Origin of the sequence: Enterovibrio coralii (assembly GCF_001559595.1) — a bacterium.
GTDB lineage: Bacteria > Pseudomonadota > Gammaproteobacteria > Enterobacterales > Vibrionaceae > Enterovibrio > Enterovibrio coralii.
On sequence record NZ_LNTY01000006.1, the window covers coordinates 119089 to 137643 of the forward strand.

Genomic DNA, 18555 nt, shown 5'->3' on the forward strand with positions numbered 1-18555 from the left:
TAAATCCTGTCTCTGACGCGTCCGTTAGTTGGAACTCACGCTTTTGAATGGAGCGGGTACTGGCGTTTGATATCCGTACTACTTACCATGCAGTCAATCAGTATGTGCACTATTAAACGCAAAGGTTAGGGACGTGAGAAAAACAGATAAGAAAATCGATAACGCGCTGAGATTAGCACTCACACAAGTCTGCGACATTGCTCAGTCTGAGCAAGAGGGTTTTGAGTGGCTAACCCACTTTGCAAACTATGACCGCTTCCCTCATTCACTCGCCATTGTTTGCGTTTTCGACACGCAATTGAACCTATCAAAAGCGAATCAAAGTGCCATGCGTTGCCTTATCAAAGAAAGGTTGGCGTCTATTGATATCAAAGTGAAAGATATTGGTAAGCAGGTGACGTTTGATTCAGTAGAAAATTGTGAAAATGAAAACGACGGCAAATGGAACACGCGTTTTCAAAAGCAGGGTTTTCAGCACTAATGCGCTAAACCAACATCGGATTCATCGTGGTGAGGTCAAAACCCAAAACAGTTTTCGATTTACAGCAGCGGGGAAGGAAAGGATATGGTCATAGATAACCTTTACATCTACCTAGGCACGGTCAGCGTGGTTGGGATTGCTGTTATATGGTGGGCGACATCTGCCTTATTAAAGTCAAAATCGAGCAGAGAAAGACGTTTAAGACGTTTAAAAAACTTCAACAGTGTTCAGACCTCATTGCCTAAAACAGAAGGTCAGGTTGGGGAGATCGACGCAGCGGTAGAGAAAATTGAGGACCGTTTTTCAATTATCCGCAAGATCACCTTTTTCTTCATTTTCATTGTGTTGGGTCTTGCTCTCTCGTTGCCATTTCTGAACTCGATGCCTGCAGCGATGGTTTCCCTCATGGTTGCTGTTGCTACCACTGTTCTTGGTTTCGCCGCTAAACCTGTTATCGAAAATATTATCGCGGGCGTTGTGCTTTCGCTGTCTAAGGCGATCCGAGTGGGAGATACGGTCGTGATTGAAAACCAATATGGGACGGTGGAAGACATCAGCTTAAATCACACTATCATTAAGCTTTGGAATTGGAAGCGACTGATCATCCCGAGCAGCAAAATGCTGTCTTTAGAGTTGGAGAGCTTGACCTATCACGACACCTACATTTGGGTGCATGCTGAGTTTTATATCTCTTACGAAAATGATTTAGCGTTGGTTCGGAAAATGGCGATTGAGTCGGTAGAGGACAGTAAGCACTTTATCTCACAAGACCCGCCAGACTTTTGGGTGATGGAACTCGATAAAGATTCTTACAAATGCTGGGTCGCGGGGTGGACTAACTCGGCATCCAGAGCTTGGAGCCTAGGAAGCGACATTCGCACTGGCATCGCCATGCGTTTTCAAGAAGCAGGGATTCGAACCCATAATGTTCAGGTTCGCATGGAACCACAACAAGAAATCGCTGACAGCATTATGAGATCAGCTTCAGCCATTTAAGCCCGATTTTATTGCTCCTGCTTACGGGATTTATCGGTATGAGCAGGAGCAGTTTTCTGTATTAGTTTCTCTTTTTGCCGCATGGAAAAAGATTCTTAAGGCAAAGAGATTAACTTGTGCAAGCAAGCTCTGTCCTGTTGTGGTTGTTGCGACTCAAGTTTCGATACTGCTTTGGGGTTACACCTAAGTAGGTTTGAAACGTTTGATAAAATCGGCTCGATGAATTGAATCCCACTGTCAACGATATATCTAAAATTGACCGTTCAGTCTCACTCAGCAACGCTCTAGCGTGGTTCACACGCATTGCGGTGATGTATTGCTTAATCGTCATCTGCATGACGCGTTGGAATAAACCCATGGCGTAGTTAGCATGCAAACCGACATGTGATGCAATCTGATTAACGGTTAACGCTGTGTCATGGTGAGAGGCAATATACTCAAGCATTTGGCTGACATAGAACTGTGAGTGTTTTGATACGCCATTTTGATTGGCGCGCTCAACATGACTACTCAGTAATGACGTCCAACCGTCAAAGCAAATTCTTTTCAACATCAGACAAATTTCATCGGATGACAATTGTCTTCTGTTTGCATCTGGATGCTTTGTTTCTAGCTCCCAACGGTTAATCTCGAACTCACTCACGATATCAATTGCTTTTGATTGCAGCACGACACCATGTGTCACCTGATTAATGAGTTCTTTGCTGAGAGGCCAAGAAAGAAATAAATGGATGGGGATGTTGATAATACCCATGTTGTGGCTTTGGCCTGCATTGGTTAGACGATGGGGAACGGATGCCCAAAACAAGCCAACATGTCCTCTTTGTATGGTCACATCTTCGCCATTGATGACGTAATCGATGTCATCACCAAACGGAATATTCATTTCGATCTGCCCGTGCCAGTGGGCGGTGGGCATGCTGTGAGGTTTACGCAACTCTATATCAATTTGTTCATACGACGAGAAAAGAGAGAGGGGACTTACAGATATGTTGTCGTCCGTATAGTGCATTTGAGGTGGAGCACCAATCTTTGACGTCTTTTCTAGTACCACAATAGATCCTTAGGAAACAGCACACTTAAGCTGAAAAAACTCGTCTCTTTATTATCAGTGAACTTATTCAATATCTATGCGGAGTGTCATACTCTCAATTTTACGTGTTGATTAATTAGTTATTAATGAGAAGGCCGTTAACTTTTCTTGGAGAAAGGCAAGTGAGGCATGAAAACATCAGGAAAATCATCGATTTTGTCCTGTTTTATAAGATTTTTTAGGTTGCGACGATAAAACTGAGAAAATGGGAATTTCATTACAGGAAGCGTGAAGATTAAAGAATTCATTTAGGGGTAATGTTCTTAGCAGACAACACATCTGTTAATAGGAACAACGAAAATGAGAAACCCTAAAATAACGTTTATTGGTGCCGGCTCTACGATCTTCGTAAAAAATATTCTTGGCGATGTTTTTCACAAGTCAGCCTTAAAAAATGCAGATATTGCGTTGATGGATATCGACGCTACGCGTTTGGAAGAATCACAAATCGTTGTCAGTAAGCTGATGCAATCAGCCAATGCCAATGGTGTTATCTCTTGTTACATGGATCAAAAGGAAGCATTGAAAGGTGCTGACTTCGTGGTTGTCGCCTTCCAAATCGGCGGATACGAGCCATGTACCGTTACTGACTTTGAGGTATGTAAGCGCCATGGTCTTGAGCAGACCATTGCAGATACCTTGGGTCCTGGCGGCATCATGCGTTCTTTGCGCACAATCCCTCATCTATGGCAGATTTGTGAAGACATGACGGAAGTTTGTCCAAATGCCACCATGCTGAATTACGTAAACCCAATGGCAATGAACACGTGGGCGATGTATGAAAAGTATCCTCATATCAAGCAAGTGGGTCTTTGTCACTCCGTTCAAGGTACTGCTGAGGAGCTAGCAAGAGATTTAGATATCGATTACAGCGAGCTTCGTTATACCTGTGCGGGTATCAACCACATGGCGTATTACTTAACCTTCGAAAAGAAAAACGAGACTGGCGAATACAAAGATATATACCCAGATCTTCTTGCGGCTTTTGAAAGTGGAAAAGCACCGAAACCTTCTACAAGCCATGGCGGGCGTTGTCAAAACCTCGTGCGCTACGAAATGTTTAAAAAGTTGGGATACTTTGTCACAGAGTCTTCCGAACACTTCTCTGAATATACGCCTTACTTCATCAAACCGAATCGTCCTGATCTGATTGAACGCTACAGCGTGCCGTTGGATGAATATCCAAAACGCTGTGTTGAACAGATAGCAGCATGGAAACAAGATCTTGAAGACTTTAAAAATGCAGAAAGGATCGATGTAAAAGACTCTCATGAGTATGCCAGCACCATTATGAATTCAATTTGGACAGGTACTCCAAGCGTTATTTACGGCAACGTTAAAAATGACGGACTCATCGACAACCTACCTCAAGGCTGTTGTGTTGAGGTTGCCTGCCTTGTTGATGCTAATGGTGTGCAGCCAACCAAAGTGGGCAAATTGCCAAGCCATCTTGCGGCATTAATGCAAACCAATGTGAACGTCCAAACCCTGCTGACGGAAGCCATTTTGACCGAGAACCGAGACCGTGTTTATCACGCCGCTATGTTGGATCCTCACACAGCAGCCGTGTTAGGGATTGAAGAAATATACGCGCTGGTGGATGACTTAATCGAGTCTCATGGCGATTGGTTGCCAGCTTGGGTTCGAAAGTAATCCTGCTTTAGCCGAACACTTAAAACAAATGAAAGAATACCAATAACGAATGCCCTGGCGGAAAAACCTTCTTTATTGGAAGAAGGCTCCGTCACGGGTAACCCTACGATCTACATCATTCCGCCTCCCAAAATATGGAGGCAAAGGAGTCCAAATGAGCGTGTCAATGAACACCAAACTAAGCTACGGCTTTGGTGCTTTCGGTAAAGATTTTGCCATTGTGATCGTCTATATGTACTTGATGTACTATTACACGGATGTAATAGGTGTTTCAGCCGGTATTGTTGGAACAATATTCCTCATTGCGAGGATTTGGGATGCGGTAAATGACCCAATTATGGGTTGGATAGTAAACAATACTCGCTCCCGTTGGGGTAAGTTCAAACCTTGGATTCTCATCGGTACAATCGCTAATTCCGTGGTGTTATTCATGCTTTTCAGTGCCCACCATTTTGAAGGCACCACGTTGATTGTTTATATTGCGGTCACCTATATCCTCTGGGGCATGACATATACCCTCATGGATATCCCTTTTTGGTCATTAGTCCCTACGCTCACCTTGGATAAAAGAGAGCGTGAAGAACTGGTTCCATATCCTCGTTTCTTTGCAAGTCTTGCCGGTTTTGTAACAGGTGCGATTGCGCTACCGTTCGTAGACAAGGTGGGTGGGGATGACAAAGGGTTAGGCTTTCAAATGTTCACACTTGTGTTGATTGCCTTCTTTGTTGCCTCAACATTTATTACGTTACGCAACGTTAATGAACGCTACTCTTCGAGTTCGACTGAGGATTATGCGCAAGACGAAAAAGTATCGTTCAAAGACATGGTGTCCCTCATTTATAAGAACTCGCAACTGTCTTGTCTTCTTGGTATGGCGTTGTCATACAATCTTGCAACTAACATTATCACTGCGTTCGCCATCTACTACTTTACCTATGTTATTGGTGACCCAGACCTATTCCCTTACTACATGGCGTATGCGGGTATAGCTAACTTGATAACGCTTGTCCTGTTTCCTAAGCTGGCCAAATTCTTCTCTCGAAGAGTATTGTGGGCATGTGCGTCAAGCTTCCCAATTTTAGGCAGTCTTGTGCTGATTTATATCGGAGCAACAGGTCAACCAAGCGTGTTCTTAATTTCAGCTGCGGGTGTGCTGCTGCAAATTGGTACCGCACTATTTTGGGTACTGAATGTCATCATGGTTGCGGACACCGTGGACTACGGTGAATACAAGCTGGGCGTGCGTTGTGAAAGTATCGCATACGCTGTTCAAACCATGGTGGTGAAGGCAGGTTCAGCGTTTGCCGCATTCTTCATCGGTATTGCATTGACCGCGGTTGATTATGTACCCAATGTTGAGCAAAGCGCAGACACAATCTTTGGCATGCAATGTGTGATGATTGGTTTGCCAAGTTTCTTCTTTGCTATCGCGTTGGCAATCTACTTTAAGTACTACAAGCTAAACGGTGCTTATCATCAGAAAATTCAGGATCACCTGACTGCGAAATACGACCGTATCTCAGATGACCCTCAGCAAGATGCCACCGATTGTACTGTTAAACCTGCTCCGGCCGTTTAATCGTTAACCTTCCGCTCCTGTTCAAAGCCTTTGAGTAAATTATCGGTTTGAACAGGAGCAATTCATTTAATTCGTGCTGTTATTCTCAGTCGCCTTTGCTCGTCGACATCGTTCGGAGCAGTACTTCACTTCCTCCCAACATCGTTCCCACTTTTTCCGCCAAGAGAAAGGGCGTTCGCAAACTACACAAACTTTGCTTGGTAGCTGGGACTTATTGCCTTTGTAGCTGTACCTTGGCATTCAGAAGCCCTTTATCTCTGTTTGTATTGGGTTGGACAATATCCACGTGATATATCCGGATGTCTTAGCTTTAGATGCTTTGTTGCTCGTCCGCTGACGCGTTTACGCCACAGCTTAAAGCTAGAACGCTTGAGTTCTCTGCGCATTAAGGTAATGACCTCTGACTCGCTTAATCCATAAAGACCTTCGATTGCTTCAAAGGGCGTTCTATCTTCCCACGCCATTTCGATGATTCTTGATGTGTCTTCGTCACTAAAGTGCATAGCTGCTGATAGTTTGTTGATTGTCAGAGTATTACGGCCGGGTGTGCGTTTTAGATTGGTTGGTTTTTCCCGAAAAAAGAGAGCCGCTGCATAGGCAACGGCTTTGGTTCTTTCGACGCAAAGCGGTATGAGTCAGTACCCCAAGAACACCTCGGGCAAGATTAAAGAAATCCCTGGTACAAAGGTGATGATCAGTAATGCGCCAATCAACACGAACACCCAAGGCAATATTCGCCTTGCTATTCGTTCAAAGGGTATCTCGCCAACCTGCGCAGCCATAAAGAGGTTGGCACCGAGTGGTGGTGTCACAAAGCCGATTGCTAACGCCACAATCATCACAATGCCAAAGTGCACCAAATCGACATCGAGCTTGGTGAGCACGGGCAGGAGCACGGGAGTGAGAATAACAATCGAGGCTAACGTTTCGAGAAAGGTGCCGATAATCAGCAAGAGCACGATAATGGCAACCAATACCAAGTACTTGTTCTCCGTGATGGAAAGAACAAACTGCGCAAGTTCTGTCGGGATTTTCTCCAACGCGATTATGCGCCCAAAGGCTACCGATGCGCCGATGATGACCAAAACTGCAGAGACCAACATGGCGGATTCAAGCATGATTTTAGGCAGGTTTTTCAGTGGTAACTCTTTGTAGACAAGGCACGATACGACCAAGGCGTAAACGACAGCGACTGCTGAAGATTCTGTCGGCGTAACAATACCCCCATAAATCCCGCCCAAAATCACAACAGGCATGATGAGCGCGAGTTTGGCCTCGTTGAGCACGGTGAAAATTTCACTCCAAGTCGCTGCAGGACGCTGCTCTGCCAAGTTTACTTGGGATGATTGCTTGCGGTAGAAGTAGTTGTACGTCATCAGTGTTAGTGCGATGACGAGTCCCGGTAAAATCCCCGCCATAAAGAGTGCGGTTACAGACACACCTGCTGCGACCGCATACACAATCATGACAACAGACGGCGGGATCATCACACCCAATCCGCCAGCACTGGCCACCATGGCTCCTGCATACGCGCGATCGTAGCCGCGCTTTACGAGCGCAGGAATCATTGCTAACCCGACAGCGGCAACAGTGGCAGAGCCTGTACCGGATATGGCCGCAAAGAACAAGCAGGCCATGATTGTCACGGTACCTAAATCACCGGGAGCGCGGCCAAAGAGGGTGTCGGCAACAGCAATAAGACGCTTAGAAATCCCGCCTTTACTCATGACGTTACCCGCCAAGGTAAACAACACCACCGCAATGAGCGTGAAGCTATTGATACCGCTAATCAGGCCAAGCGCGTACAAGTCTGGCTTTAAAAACGGAATGTACATAATTGCCACTAACGAGGCAGAACCAAGCGCGATGCCGATTGGCACGCCGATGAGCAGCATAGCGAAAAAGCTCGCAAACAGAATGAGAGAGGTCATTGTGGAAGCTCCTCATTCTGATAAAGCGAAATGTCTCCGCGAATACCGATAAGGTAGAGCGAGTACAAGAGTCTTAGCGCACACAGGAAGCCAGAAAAAATGATGGCGGCGTACAGAATGGATGTTGGCCATTGTGTGGCGGAGAGCGTTTTTCCTCGCTCAATGGCTTGTTGTGTAATTTCAACGCCAAGCACGCAGACGGTGACCGAGTAAACGAGGAATATCGATTCACTGATAAAAAGAATGATGCGTTTAAATTGCGGGGGGAACTTATCGACAAAGAAGGTCACGCGCATGTGCCTGTGTTCTCGAATCGCATAGCTGATGCCAAAGTAAATCAGATAAACGAAACATAGGCGGGCGACCTCATTGGCGATGATGATTGAGGTCGAGAAAGCAAAGCGCGCAATCACGTCCGCAAACACCATCAAGATGATCATTACCAAGCTGGTGACAATCACAACTGGCTCGAAGTATTTCTCCAGTAGTCGGAACATACAGACGTCCTTGTTCTCTTTCGAATGCGAGGAACAGGGCTAACAACTGTCAGCCCCTTTGTTGCTACTGTGTGGTGACGTTTTCCATGAATTCGTCATAGAAGTCGCTGCCGACTTTTTCGCGAATATCCGTTTCGATAGCCGCATTCATGGTCTCGCCTAATCGCTCACGATCTGCCAGCGGCAATTCATTCACTTTCAGGCCTTTTTCTTTCAACACTTCAAGCGTTTCGTTGTTGGTTTTCATAGTGAGGTCGCGTTGCAGTAAGACAGTTTCTCGCGCTACTTCATCGATCAGCTTGCGATCTTTATCGCTAAGGTCGTTGTACCACTCTAAGTTTGCCATCCAGAGTTCCGGCCAATAGATGTGGTTGGTCAGCGACACGTAATCTTGCACTTCGAAAAAGCGTTCAACCAACATGGAAGAGAGCGCACTTTCCTGACCGAAGATGAGATTTTGTTGAAGAGAGGAGTAAATCTCACCCCAAGCGAGCGCAATGGGCACTGCATCAACGGAGCGCCATGCTTTAATCGCGATAGGGTTATCCGCAGAACGCATTCTCAAGCCTTCAAATGCTTCGTAGCTATCGAGCGGTGCGCGGTTGTTGGTAAAGCTTCGAAAACCCAGTTCCATAAAGCCCATGGATTTAAGACCTTGCTTTTCCATTGCTTTAGCGAGTGATTCTCCCGCTTTTCCATCCAGCACATTTCGCGCCGTGTCCTCATCAGCAAACAGAAGAAACTGGTCAAGCACGGCTAGCTCATTGACGGTTGAAGAGAGGTGAACGGAAGCACCTGTCGCCATGGTGATGTTTCCAGACTGCACGAGTTCAGTCATTTCGCGCACGCCGCCAAGTTGCCCACCGGGATAGATTTCTACTTCAATATCCCCGTTGGAACGCTTCTCCAGTTCCTTTTCAAAATAAAGGAGAGATTGATGAATGGGTGAGACTTCGGGGGTCGCGTGGCCTATTCGGATCGTGGTGTCTGCAAAGGCTGCCGAAGAGGTGAGTAGTCCGGCTATGACAGTGATCATCAGTGACAACTTCATGGTGTACTCCTTGTTTTTAGCCGCAATGCATGGAGGGCGGGGAGAGCCCCGCGCCTTGATGAGCAGTACCAACAACTGGCACTGTCTTGAAACTAGGTTCTTACTCGTTCGAATTCGGCCCACGCCTGTTCGAATCGTTCGAAATCAAAGCCATCTTCTTTGGAAGCTTGAAGGACGATCTGTTCGTTACGAAGCAAGGTGTTGATTGCCTCTTCGAGCGATGGAATAACCGCTTTGGGGATCACAACTGCACCGTGTCGATCGGCGTGGATCAAATCCCCTTCGTTGACGGTCAAACCAAAAACTGAAACAGGTTCGCCGATGGATTCAACATGCACAAAGGCATGACTTGGCCCTATAGAACCTGCCAACACAGGGAAGGATTCTGGCAAATCACCGAGATCTCTCATTACACCGTTGGTTAGCACGCCTGAGATGCCAAAGCCTTTGTGAACATTCGTGTTTATCTCACCCCAGAACGCGCCCACTGCGTTGGGAAAATCCAAATCTTCAATCACGGTCACAGATGGAAATGGCCCTTGTGACATGTATTTGTAGTACTGCATACGAAGGGCTTTTACGTCATCCGGTGGTAACGTTGAAGGCTCAATAGCGGCAATTTTTGCAGTCTTGGCGTAACCTACCATCGCTTTGCTCTCTGGGTCAGAAGCAAGCAAGGTGCCGCGAGTGAATTGGTCGAAACCACGTTGTCCTTGCGCCACTTCGATGGCGTTGCAAATGGTGGGCGTGTCGACGCTGAGTAATAGCGTGTAGAGTTGTTTATCCATTAACGTTTCAACCAAGCATCAAGTGCGCGCGTGGTTGCCTCCGGTCTTTCAAGAGTGGGTAAGTGTCCTGCTAAGGGAATGACCATGAAGTCAGCATGTGGAATGAGCGACTTCATGGTGTCATGCCTGTCTCTGGGACAAAGCTGATCGTCTTCCCCCATCAGAATCAATGTGGGAACGGAAACCGTTCGCAATGTTTCTTGCTGATCGGGACGGTCTCTCAAGGCCAACGACTGGTTAACGAAGCACGTATCGCCAAGGTCGATGGCCATTTCCATACAGAGTTGTTCTATATCTGGCCGTGGAATATCTCGGTGCACGTATTTGGGGATCATGAGCTCTTTCATCACCCCGAGCATCTCGCCGTTGGCAGTACGTTCAAGGTGAAGCTTTCGACCCTCTTTAACCTCTTCTAACTCGGCGCGGGGATTGGTATCCATCAATGCGAGCCGCGTGATGCGCTCCGGTGCTTGTCGTAACACTTCCATCGCGACGATACCGCCCATGGAAAGCCCAGCCAGTGCAAACTGTTCGGGTGCTTTGCTCAGGATATCCGAGGCAAGTGCATCCATGGTGTCATGACCGCTTATATCCATCACAAGCACGTCACGTTCATCCTGTAATGACTTGATTTGGTGGGCGAACAGACGTTCATCGCACATCATGCCGGGCAGTAATACTAAGGGTTCATTGAGACGACTCATCAGTCACCCATCCATGTGAATCCTGCGGGATCACGAGTGCGTGTGACGCGGTACAGACTGGCTTCGCCAGAAGCAGTGACGTCGAGTTTGTACTCTGTATCTGGAGGTAACCACATTGTGTCGCCGGGGTTGAGAATGACGCTTTCATCTGCCCACTGCACTGACCAATGTCCGCGCATTACCATGAGCACCACGTCGTTTTCGGCGCGAAGCAATGCGTGTTCATTCGATTGACGAGAGATGAAATCAACGTCGAAGCCCGGCTTGTCTCTAATAAGGCCATGTTCGCTGATGACCTTCACCGCACCCTCAGCGGATATGGCCATTAAATCCCAGTAACGCGCCACGTAGTGCCTAACAACGGTTTTAGCATCGGGCTTTAACAGCCCCTCCAGCCACGCTTGCTCGGGTAGAGGCATTTCATGTTCGGTGTTGGGAAGTTGTTCACCGCGTTTGGTGTCATAAAGCCGTCCACTTTCTGCCAGCACTAGACCGTGGTTTTTAGCGGCTTCGCGGACGTGCGGTGCCCAAATCACGCCGCCACCTGCATCATCGCCGCCGAGGATGGACATAATCATCCCGTAATCGCTACCAATGTTTTCGAATCCGCGGAACATGCGAGTGGGTATATTGAAAATATCGCCTTCCTCCAGCACGACTTCACCATCATCTCCGTGCTCACCCCAAAAAAAGCGCCAGCGGCCTTTGAGCACAAAGAACACTTCTGCCGTGTTGTGAGAGTGAAGTGAGTTAAAGCAGCGCGGCGGTTGGCCTGCCGCCCCAATATTAAAGCCGGGAGTGGCTTTGATATGAACGTGTTGATCAGGCTTTCCGAGACACCACCACCGATAATGGTAAAGTTTTCCTTCTCGGATGAACCGGGTGTGTGCGCGTCAATGAACGCGGTACGACAGGGGATCAGTTCGCCAAATCTCACCCATTGAGGCTGATTCATTCTCTCACTCCTTGAAAGCTAACCCGTGTGAAGGGCTATCTGTTTCCAAATTGCCGTTTCATCAAACAACACGAACTCTCTGCGAATACCGTAAGGCCCAAATTCCACATGGGCGGCCGCCATTACATACACATCGGCACCTGATGGTTGACCAAACCGTCCCCATCCATCGTGTTTTCCGTGCAGAGAAAATCGGATCGCAGCGCGGGGTGGCATCAGTGGATCTTCTCGTCCAATTTGGTGGTCGATGGTAAACGTCGCGTTGGGGAAACTGGCGCGCAGCCCAATCCAGAACTGTTCGACGGCTGACCAAGAATGCACTGTGAATCCGCCTGCATAGTCCGCCTGAACAGCACGGTCATAGTCTTTGGGTATGCAGGAAAACTCGGCGTTCATCATGCGCGTAAGTGTTTCACCGTAGAGTTGACCCCATGCATTGTCATTACCTTTGCCGTGGTAGGGCCCCGCTTTATCTCGAACCGGTGTGAAAGGCTGACTGCATTTTTCTGCGCCGCCTTGAGCTGCAATTTGGTTGATGGCAAATTGTTTAGGCTCCACACCTAATTGACGGACAATGGCACCTTGGTCGCGAATCAGCCACTCATCGTTGATTTGGTCATTGATGGCGTGGCAATCCGCGATAATGCGGTAGCGAAGTTTTTTGCCTGTGGCGGGTCCGAATGCACCGTCGCGAAGGTGTGTGGCTTCTGACAATATGCGGTGAGATGACAACATGCCTTCTTCTGGCGTACCGCTCCAAATGACATCTTCGCCATACAAGGTTCGATCGGGTAATTCGTTCAGGACGGCCGCCGTTTGAGCAATCACATCCTTATTGCCCACAGAAAGGCCAGCCGGTGTGCGCACGACAATGTCATCGGCATAGTAATGATTGAGAGACGCTAAGTTTCTGCCTTCCCAAATCTCTTTGGTGATGGAAAGTATGTAGTCGGGAAAATCGACAAACTTTTCGTTAAAGCCTTTCATGATTTCCACCCCTTCGGAATTCTTGCGGAACCTCGAATAACAAGCGGCGAGCCAATAGCAACCTTCTGGGCACCGTCGTTCTCGTGGCTGATTTGTTGAAGCAGTATGCGGACAGTTTCACTCACCATAATGTCCGCGCGTTGGGCGAGGGTGGTGAGGTTGTAGCTCGGCCATGAAGAGGCTGGCACATCGTCATAACTGACCACGGAAACATCTTCTGGAACGCGAAGACCCAACTCAAAACGCAGGGTATCCATCACGGCCAAAGCCATGTGATCGTTGGCGACGAAAAGTGCATCGGGTGGATCGGTTTTGAACATCTCCCGCGTCGCTTCTCTGGCTTTTTCCATGTCGAATAAGCCTTCACCACGGGAATGTAATTCCATACCTGCTTGTTGAAGACCTGCGCGAAATCCGATTTCGCGGTCGCGTTGGGTGGAGGTTGACGCGAGTCCCGCAATATAGCTGATCTTTTTATGCTCACCCGCGATAAGAAATTCTGCGGCTGTGAAACCGCCACTGAAATTGTCTGACGTTACTGAAGAAAGATCGTCGCTTTGTTGGGAGCGGTTAAATAGCACAATAGGGACGCCGACAGACCGGCAGCGCGCGGCAAGCTCTGAGGATAGATCAACCGACGCGGCAATAATGCCATCCACTTGGTAATCCAAGATTTCTTCAATGACTTCTTCAATCACACTGTCGGTGTTGTTCGCCATGAAAATGAGGACGTGATAACCCTGCTCTTGAAGCTGGTTGGAGAGTTTTTCCAACGCTTGAGGGTAAAACTGGTTGTTGAGATAGGCGACTACCAAGCCAATCACGCGGCTTTTTCCTGACACCATCGCGCGTGCCAATACATTGGGGCGATAACCCAATTCTTCGGCGGCTTTTTTCACTTTCTCTATCGTCTTCTTGGACGCTGACCCACCAGGCGTAAACACGCGGCTGACGGCAGACTGGCTGACTCCCGCCCGTTTGGCGACATCGGTGGACGTGACTTTATCTACTGGCATTATTCTGCTGTCCAACCCCCGTCTACTTTTAGAGAAGTCCCAGTCACCATGGCTGATGCATTGGAGGCTAAATACACAACGGCACCCATTAAATCTTCAACTTCGCCGACGCGGTCGAGCTTGATGTGTTGCTCGATCCAAGCGCGTTTTTCAGGGTCATTGAAGGTGGCAGCGGTTAGGTCAGTTTTGATAAAGGTTGGGCATACCGTGTTAACGCGAATATTGGCTTTTCCCCATTCAATCGCCATGGATTTGGTGAAACCTTCAACGGCATGTTTGCTGGCGCAATATACGGCGCGGTCGACACCACCCACATGTGCCATTTGGCTTGAAATAGCGATCAGGCTGCCGGGTTTACCGGCTTCAAAAAGCTTTTTCGCCGCGAACTGAAACAGAAAGTAAGCGGCTTTCACGTTGAGGTTGAAAACCGTATCGAAATCGTCAGGTTGTGATTGAAGGGCTGGGGAGTGACGAGCAAGGCCAGCCGAGTTAACGACAATATCAAACGGCTCTCGCACCGCCATTTCATGCTCAAGTGCAGCGAGGTCGGTGATATCCAAAGGGAGCGACTCAGCGTGAAGACCTTCATCGGTCAGTGCTGTTTGCAGTGCGTGAAGCTGTTCAGCGCGTCTAGCTACCAAAGTGACATGCGAACCTGCTCTTGCAAGCGCGGTTGCACAAGCCAGCCCAATGCCAGACGATGCGCCAGTCACCAGAGCGCGCGAGCCGATTAAATCAAAAGACGGTGTTTTAGGTAGCGCAATTGTCATAGTTGTTCCCTTGGTAATTCAATCGTTCCAAGATTTCTTGCTTTGTTGAACTCTCTGAGGCGAGCAAACACATCTACGCCGACTTGTGCGTAGAGGTCGAGTAAATCAACCAACACCCAATTCTCAGCAATTTTTCCATTTTCAATGCGCCAAAAGTCGAGACTTCGCAGTGTCACTTGCTGTCCTGAAGGCGCAATACCCAGCCAGCCATCAGCACTCAAGGTTTGGCGCATGTTTGGCCATCCTGTCACTGCCACGTAGTTGTCTTGGCCGAATAAGTGCCCATCGTTTTCATTGTGTTGCTTTCCACGGTCCGGCATGGCGTTCAGAAAGGGTATTTGGTGCCAGTGACGAAACCCTGTCAGCCCGCGGCAGGTCCCAATACCTGCTGGGCCATACCAGGTCGTGTTCTTGTGCCAATAGTCAGGCAAGTTCATCACCTCTGGGCCGCCTTGCGCAGGGTGTTGCATCAGCGCGTTGAGCATCTTGGTCACCAGACCAACGTGCTCTGAAGTTGTGCGAGCGGAAGCGTTGATCGCCTCTTCAGATAGCGTTTTGAGACCATCACTGGTGGCAGGGCTTGGAACAAGGCCCTCTCGCCCCAAGGACGGAGATATTGGCCATGCATCAGCCTGCATCATGACTTCCACCAAATCCCAGATAGCTTGAACTTGATCGATGCCTGTCTCTGTAACGCGGTAGAATTCATGAAACCGCATGTGTGTGAACTGCCCGGTCGGCGGTATATCGAGCAAAGGGGAGACAAATGTCCCGCAGTAATAACCGCAGCACCCAATCCAGTGCTCACCATTCTGATCGAGACCGTGAATGACAATGGTGTCGCGTCGTTCAAGGTCCGGTAGCGCGCGCATTAGTGGTTCGAAACAGCTATCGACCCAGTCACTGACGCCGTTTTGGTCACCAAAAGGGTGGCACATATGCACCGTGGCCTGTTGGTCAAACAAAGAGCTTCCTTTGGCGCGCAATTGGCTCAAGTCAGGGTCGCGAAGCGTTTCTCTCCACGCTGTGAAAGCTTTAAGAATCTTTGCTTGGTTTGCGCCACTCAACACACGGTCTCTCCCTTACTGCCTTGGCGCAGCTGTGCCATATGGCACGTCTTTGTTGCCGTAACGTCTGACACGAACGTTGCATTGTTCAGCGTGACCCACAAAGCCTTCTAACATGCATAGTCTAGAGCCGTATTCGCCGACCAGCGTTGCTGCCTCGTCAGTGAGGATTTTTTGGTAGCTGTGCGTTTTTAGATATTTCCCTACCCAAAGTCCGCCTGTGTATCGGCCTGCTTTTTGGGTGGGAAGGGTATGGTTTGTTCCAATGACCTTGTCGCCATTGGAAACGTTCGTGCGAGGGCCGAGGAACAACGCCGTAGCAGGTCATGTTGTCGAGGAACCAATCATCTCGGTCGGTCATGACTTGGACGTGTTCGTACGCTTTCTCTTCAGACACAGCTAGCATCTCTTCGTAGGTATCACAGAGGATGATTTCGCCGTAATCGCGCCAACTGGCACTGGCCGTATCTGCTGTTGGCAGGATTTGCAGTAAGCGGTCAACCTCAGCCAATGTTTCTGTCGCTAACTTTTCACTGTTGGTCACCAGTGCTGCCGGTGAGTTATAGCCATGCTCTGCTTGCCCTAGCAAATCTGTGGCGCACATTTCGGCATCAACGGTGTCGTCTGCAATCACCATGGTCTCTGTCGGGCCAGCAAACAAGTCGATGCCCACGCGGCCAAAGAGTTGGCGTTTTGCTTCTGCAACAAAAGCATTTCCGGGACCCACAAGCAGATGAACCGGTGCGATGGTTTCGGTGCCCAGTGCCATTGCGCCAACGGCTTGAATGCCGCCCAAAACATAGATTTCATCAGCACCGCCCAAATGCATCGCAGCAACAACCGCGGGGTTGGGCTCGCCATTAAACGGTGGGGTGCAGGCAATCACACGCGGTACACCTGCACTTTGGCGGTAGCGACAGACATATGGGCGGACGCCACCATCGGGAATTTTCCTCCAGGGACATAACAGCCGACACTCTGTACGGGAATGTTTTTGTGACCAAGAATGACGCCAGGTAAGGTTTGGACTTCCACGTCTGTCATGGAAGCCAATTGGACCTTGGCGAAGTTGGTGACCTGCGCGTTGGCGAAACGGATATCCTCCATGTCTTCAGGCGAGACTTTCGCGATCAGCGCGTCTATGTCGTCTTGAGACAGTCGGAATGATTCGGGTGCGTAATTATCGAATTTAATGGCAAGCTCACGAACGGCGGTGTCGCCTTCGTTTTCAATCTTTTTCAGTGTGTCAGAGACGATTTGGACGACTTTCTCGTTGTCGCTCTCTTTATCGGATTCAGACTTCCCTGTTTTTAAATATCTGATGGACATAATTCTTACCTCTAAAGGCGGTAACACGTGAAAATTAGGATGCAGGTGAAGGCGGTGTTTTTTCATCTCGGTCAAAGGCCTCCCAGCCTTCACCGTTGAAAACGTCTGTGCCTAGCTGAGCGAGAACATAGGGAAAATCGACCATGACCCAGTTGTCGACGATTTTTCCGTTTTGCACTTTCCAAAAGTCCATGTAACGGATTTCGACTTCTTTGCCCGTTGGCTCAATGCCCATGAAGGTGCCCGTGTGTTTTGCGGTTTGATGACCAAAGGCTGCTGCCCATTCCCCCATATAAAGGCGCGCTTCATCGACACACACTTTGTCTGAGAAGGCGGCTTGAAACGGTTTTTGCCAGTTTCGCTGAAAGGCTTCTAATCCGTTTTTGGTGCCGCAACCTTGGTTGCCAAACCATCGAAAGCCCTCAGAAAAGAATTCGCCAATATCTGAGATACGATGATCATTGAGGCCATCTACCATAGATTCGATAACACGACGGGTCTCATCTGTTTTCGAAAGATCGGTGTCTTTGCTGAGCATGGCTTGCTCGGGTCTTGAACCTCTCATCTAAGCTGTCTCCGAGCGTGAAATACGTTCACCCGTTGTCGAGTCGAAAAGATGACAAATACTGGCGGGAATAGCCGCAGAAAAGGGGTGCCCGATATCGGTCGAGTACTCTTTGTCCGCTTTGACTGCGACCAACTCCTCGCCGACTTTCACTGTGATCATGGTTGCTTCACCCAAGAGTTCGATGGAGAACACCTTGGCATTAATGCCAATTGCTTTCTCCTCAGTGGTGGACACAACCGCATCTTCTGCTCTGAAACCCAAAGTGATGTCGCCGGAAAGAGAGGCGTCCAACCCAGATATCTCAACGTTTTCCGCGGTGAACACACCATTTTGAATTTGGCCTTTCATCAGGTTCATTGCTGGCGAACCGATAAAGCTGGCGACGAACGTGTTCGCGGGGAAGTTATAGATTTCGGTTGGCGTTCCGACCTGCTGGACGTTGCCAGCACTCATTACCACCACGCGATCAGCCAAGGTCATGGCTTCAATCTGATCGTGCGTGACATAAATGGTGGTGATTTGCAGTTCGTGAGACAGGTTCTTTATCTGTGCTCGGGTAGAAACACGCAATTTAGCGTCCAAGTTTGATAGGGGCTCATCCATCAAAAACACATTCGGCTCGCGAACGATGGCGCGCGCCAAAGCAACACGTTGGCGTTGACCACCTGAAAGATCAGCAGGGCGACGGTGGAGGAAATTAGTGAGCTCTACCATTTCGGCCGCGCGCATGACTTTTTCGTCGTGCGTAGCAGGGTCGATATTGCGCACTTTGAGGGGAAAGCGAATGTTCTCGTACACACTCATGTTGGGGTAGAGCGCGTAGCTTTGAAAAACCATGGCGACGTCTCGGTCTTTTGGCTCAAGGTCATTCACGACTTTCCCGTCGATAAGGATCTCGCCGCTTGTGGCTTCTTCCAGCCCTGCAATCATACGCATGGTGGTTGTTTTTCCGCACCCTGAAGGTCCTAGCAAGACTAAAAACTCCTTGTCGGGAATGGTCAGATCAAAATCCTTAACGCCGATAAAATCGCCCCAGCGTTTATCGATATGGCGCAACTGCACTTCAGCATGATTGCTCTCCGCATTGAAA

At 48.7% G+C, this 18555-nt stretch carries 19 protein-coding genes and 1 pseudogene; 4 read left to right on the plus strand and 16 right to left on the minus strand.

Annotated features, from left to right (window positions below; all coding sequences use genetic code 11):
* Positions 1-133 precede the first annotated feature (133 nt).
* Together ATN88_RS01335 and ATN88_RS01340 are read left to right on the plus strand one after the other, a co-directional pair.
* Complete coding sequence (locus ATN88_RS01335) at positions 134-481, plus strand: hypothetical protein (protein WP_067410258.1); 348 nt, start codon at positions 134-136, stop codon at positions 479-481.
* A gap of 84 nt (positions 482-565) precedes the next feature.
* On the plus strand, positions 566-1477 hold the full coding sequence (locus ATN88_RS01340) for a mechanosensitive ion channel family protein (protein WP_067410265.1): 912 nt from the start codon (positions 566-568) through the stop codon (positions 1475-1477).
* A gap of 109 nt (positions 1478-1586) precedes the next feature.
* Here ATN88_RS01340 and melR read toward each other — a convergent pair whose 3' ends face one another.
* Positions 1587-2531, minus strand: a complete 945-nt coding sequence (gene melR / locus ATN88_RS01345) for a transcriptional regulator MelR (protein WP_269748085.1) — start codon at positions 2529-2531, stop codon at positions 1587-1589.
* 339 nt (positions 2532-2870) lie between these two features.
* Between melR and melA the strand changes: the two genes are divergently transcribed.
* Both melA and melB read left to right on the plus strand, forming a co-directional pair.
* The gene (gene melA / locus ATN88_RS01350; protein WP_067410268.1) at positions 2871-4223 is read left to right on the plus strand and encodes an alpha-glucosidase/alpha-galactosidase; all 1353 of its coding nucleotides are present in this window, start codon (positions 2871-2873) and stop codon (positions 4221-4223) included.
* Positions 4224-4377: 154 nt separating this feature from the next.
* Entirely contained in the window at positions 4378-5802 is a 1425-nt protein-coding gene (gene melB / locus ATN88_RS01355) for a melibiose:sodium transporter MelB (RefSeq protein ID WP_067410271.1), read from the plus strand.
* 66 nt (positions 5803-5868) lie between these two features.
* Here melB and ATN88_RS25410 read toward each other — a convergent pair whose 3' ends face one another.
* The 15 genes and pseudogenes from ATN88_RS25410 to ATN88_RS01420 all read right to left on the minus strand — a co-directional run bounded on the left by ATN88_RS25410 (position 5869) and on the right by ATN88_RS01420 (position 18521).
* Entirely contained in the window at positions 5869-6042 is a 174-nt protein-coding gene (locus ATN88_RS25410) for a DUF2256 domain-containing protein (RefSeq protein ID WP_083539390.1), read from the minus strand.
* 11 nt (positions 6043-6053) lie between these two features.
* Positions 6054-6305, minus strand: coding sequence for a TIGR03643 family protein (locus tag ATN88_RS25415; protein WP_083539391.1), 252 nt, complete (start codon positions 6303-6305; stop codon positions 6054-6056).
* Positions 6306-6437: 132 nt separating this feature from the next.
* Positions 6438-7733 carry a TRAP transporter large permease gene (locus ATN88_RS01360; RefSeq protein ID WP_067410275.1) on the minus strand — a complete coding sequence of 432 codons (1296 nt, stop codon included), beginning with the start codon at positions 7731-7733 and terminating at the stop codon, positions 6438-6440.
* Entirely contained in the window at positions 7730-8230 is a 501-nt protein-coding gene (locus ATN88_RS01365) for a TRAP transporter small permease (RefSeq protein ID WP_067410278.1), read from the minus strand. Before ATN88_RS01365 ends, ATN88_RS01360 begins: the two co-directional genes overlap by 4 nt.
* Before the next feature lie 64 nt (positions 8231-8294).
* Positions 8295-9281: a TRAP transporter substrate-binding protein gene (locus ATN88_RS01370; RefSeq protein ID WP_067410281.1), complete on the minus strand. Its 987-nt coding sequence runs from the start codon at positions 9279-9281 to the stop codon at positions 8295-8297.
* Positions 9282-9373: 92 nt separating this feature from the next.
* Positions 9374-10069, minus strand: a complete 696-nt coding sequence (locus ATN88_RS01375; RefSeq protein WP_067410284.1) for an RraA family protein — start codon at positions 10067-10069, stop codon at positions 9374-9376.
* Positions 10069-10773 (minus strand): alpha/beta fold hydrolase, encoded by a 705-nt coding sequence (locus ATN88_RS01380; protein ID WP_067410287.1) that lies wholly within the window; start codon positions 10771-10773, stop codon positions 10069-10071. The genes ATN88_RS01375 and ATN88_RS01380 overlap by 1 nt, the downstream gene beginning before the upstream one ends.
* Positions 10773-11486, minus strand: coding sequence for a cupin (locus ATN88_RS01385; RefSeq protein ID WP_408607689.1), 714 nt, complete (start codon positions 11484-11486; stop codon positions 10773-10775). Before ATN88_RS01385 ends, ATN88_RS01380 begins: the two co-directional genes overlap by 1 nt.
* Positions 11487-11746: 260 nt before the next feature.
* On the minus strand, positions 11747-12715 hold the full coding sequence (locus ATN88_RS01390) for a nuclear transport factor 2 family protein (RefSeq protein ID WP_067410290.1): 969 nt from the start codon (positions 12713-12715) through the stop codon (positions 11747-11749).
* A complete protein-coding gene (locus tag ATN88_RS01395) occupies positions 12712-13731 on the minus strand; it encodes a LacI family DNA-binding transcriptional regulator (RefSeq protein ID WP_067410294.1) in 1020 nt (339 codons plus the stop codon). Before ATN88_RS01395 ends, ATN88_RS01390 begins: the two co-directional genes overlap by 4 nt.
* Complete coding sequence (locus tag ATN88_RS01400; protein WP_067410297.1) at positions 13731-14501, minus strand: SDR family NAD(P)-dependent oxidoreductase; 771 nt, start codon at positions 14499-14501, stop codon at positions 13731-13733. Before ATN88_RS01400 ends, ATN88_RS01395 begins: the two co-directional genes overlap by 1 nt.
* Positions 14498-15571, minus strand: coding sequence for a nuclear transport factor 2 family protein (locus tag ATN88_RS01405; protein WP_067410300.1), 1074 nt, complete (start codon positions 15569-15571; stop codon positions 14498-14500). Before ATN88_RS01405 ends, ATN88_RS01400 begins: the two co-directional genes overlap by 4 nt.
* A gap of 12 nt (positions 15572-15583) precedes the next feature.
* A pseudogene (gene hisD, locus ATN88_RS01410) lies at positions 15584-16897 on the minus strand (histidinol dehydrogenase).
* 34 nt (positions 16898-16931) lie between these two features.
* Positions 16932-17462: an ester cyclase gene (locus ATN88_RS01415; protein ID WP_067410303.1), complete on the minus strand. Its 531-nt coding sequence runs from the start codon at positions 17460-17462 to the stop codon at positions 16932-16934.
* Positions 17463-18521, minus strand: a complete 1059-nt coding sequence (locus ATN88_RS01420) for an ABC transporter ATP-binding protein (RefSeq protein ID WP_269748086.1) — start codon at positions 18519-18521, stop codon at positions 17463-17465.
* Positions 18522-18555 lie beyond the last annotated feature (34 nt).

Coding starts and splice junctions, on each gene's coding strand:
- ATN88_RS01370 (WP_067410281.1), bottom strand. CDS start 9,281: ATGAAGTTGTCACTGATGATCACTGTCATAGCCGGACTACTCACCTCT.
- ATN88_RS01365 (WP_067410278.1), bottom strand. CDS start 8,230: ATGTTCCGACTACTGGAGAAATACTTCGAGCCAGTTGTGATTGTCACC.
- melA (WP_067410268.1), top strand. CDS start 2,871: ATGAGAAACCCTAAAATAACGTTTATTGGTGCCGGCTCTACGATCTTC.
- ATN88_RS01400 (WP_067410297.1), bottom strand. CDS start 14,501: ATGACAATTGCGCTACCTAAAACACCGTCTTTTGATTTAATCGGCTCG.
- ATN88_RS25410 (WP_083539390.1), bottom strand. CDS start 6,042: ATGCCAAGGTACAGCTACAAAGGCAATAAGTCCCAGCTACCAAGCAAA.
- ATN88_RS25415 (WP_083539391.1), bottom strand. CDS start 6,305: ATGCACTTTAGTGACGAAGACACATCAAGAATCATCGAAATGGCGTGG.
- ATN88_RS01375 (WP_067410284.1), bottom strand. CDS start 10,069: ATGGATAAACAACTCTACACGCTATTACTCAGCGTCGACACGCCCACC.
- melB (WP_067410271.1), top strand. CDS start 4,378: ATGAGCGTGTCAATGAACACCAAACTAAGCTACGGCTTTGGTGCTTTC.
- ATN88_RS01360 (WP_067410275.1), bottom strand. CDS start 7,733: ATGACCTCTCTCATTCTGTTTGCGAGCTTTTTCGCTATGCTGCTCATC.
- ATN88_RS01395 (WP_067410294.1), bottom strand. CDS start 13,731: ATGCCAGTAGATAAAGTCACGTCCACCGATGTCGCCAAACGGGCGGGA.
- ATN88_RS01415 (WP_067410303.1), bottom strand. CDS start 17,462: ATGAGAGGTTCAAGACCCGAGCAAGCCATGCTCAGCAAAGACACCGAT.
- ATN88_RS01390 (WP_067410290.1), bottom strand. CDS start 12,715: ATGAAAGGCTTTAACGAAAAGTTTGTCGATTTTCCCGACTACATACTT.
- ATN88_RS01380 (WP_067410287.1), bottom strand. CDS start 10,773: ATGAGTCGTCTCAATGAACCCTTAGTATTACTGCCCGGCATGATGTGC.
- ATN88_RS01340 (WP_067410265.1), top strand. CDS start 566: ATGGTCATAGATAACCTTTACATCTACCTAGGCACGGTCAGCGTGGTT.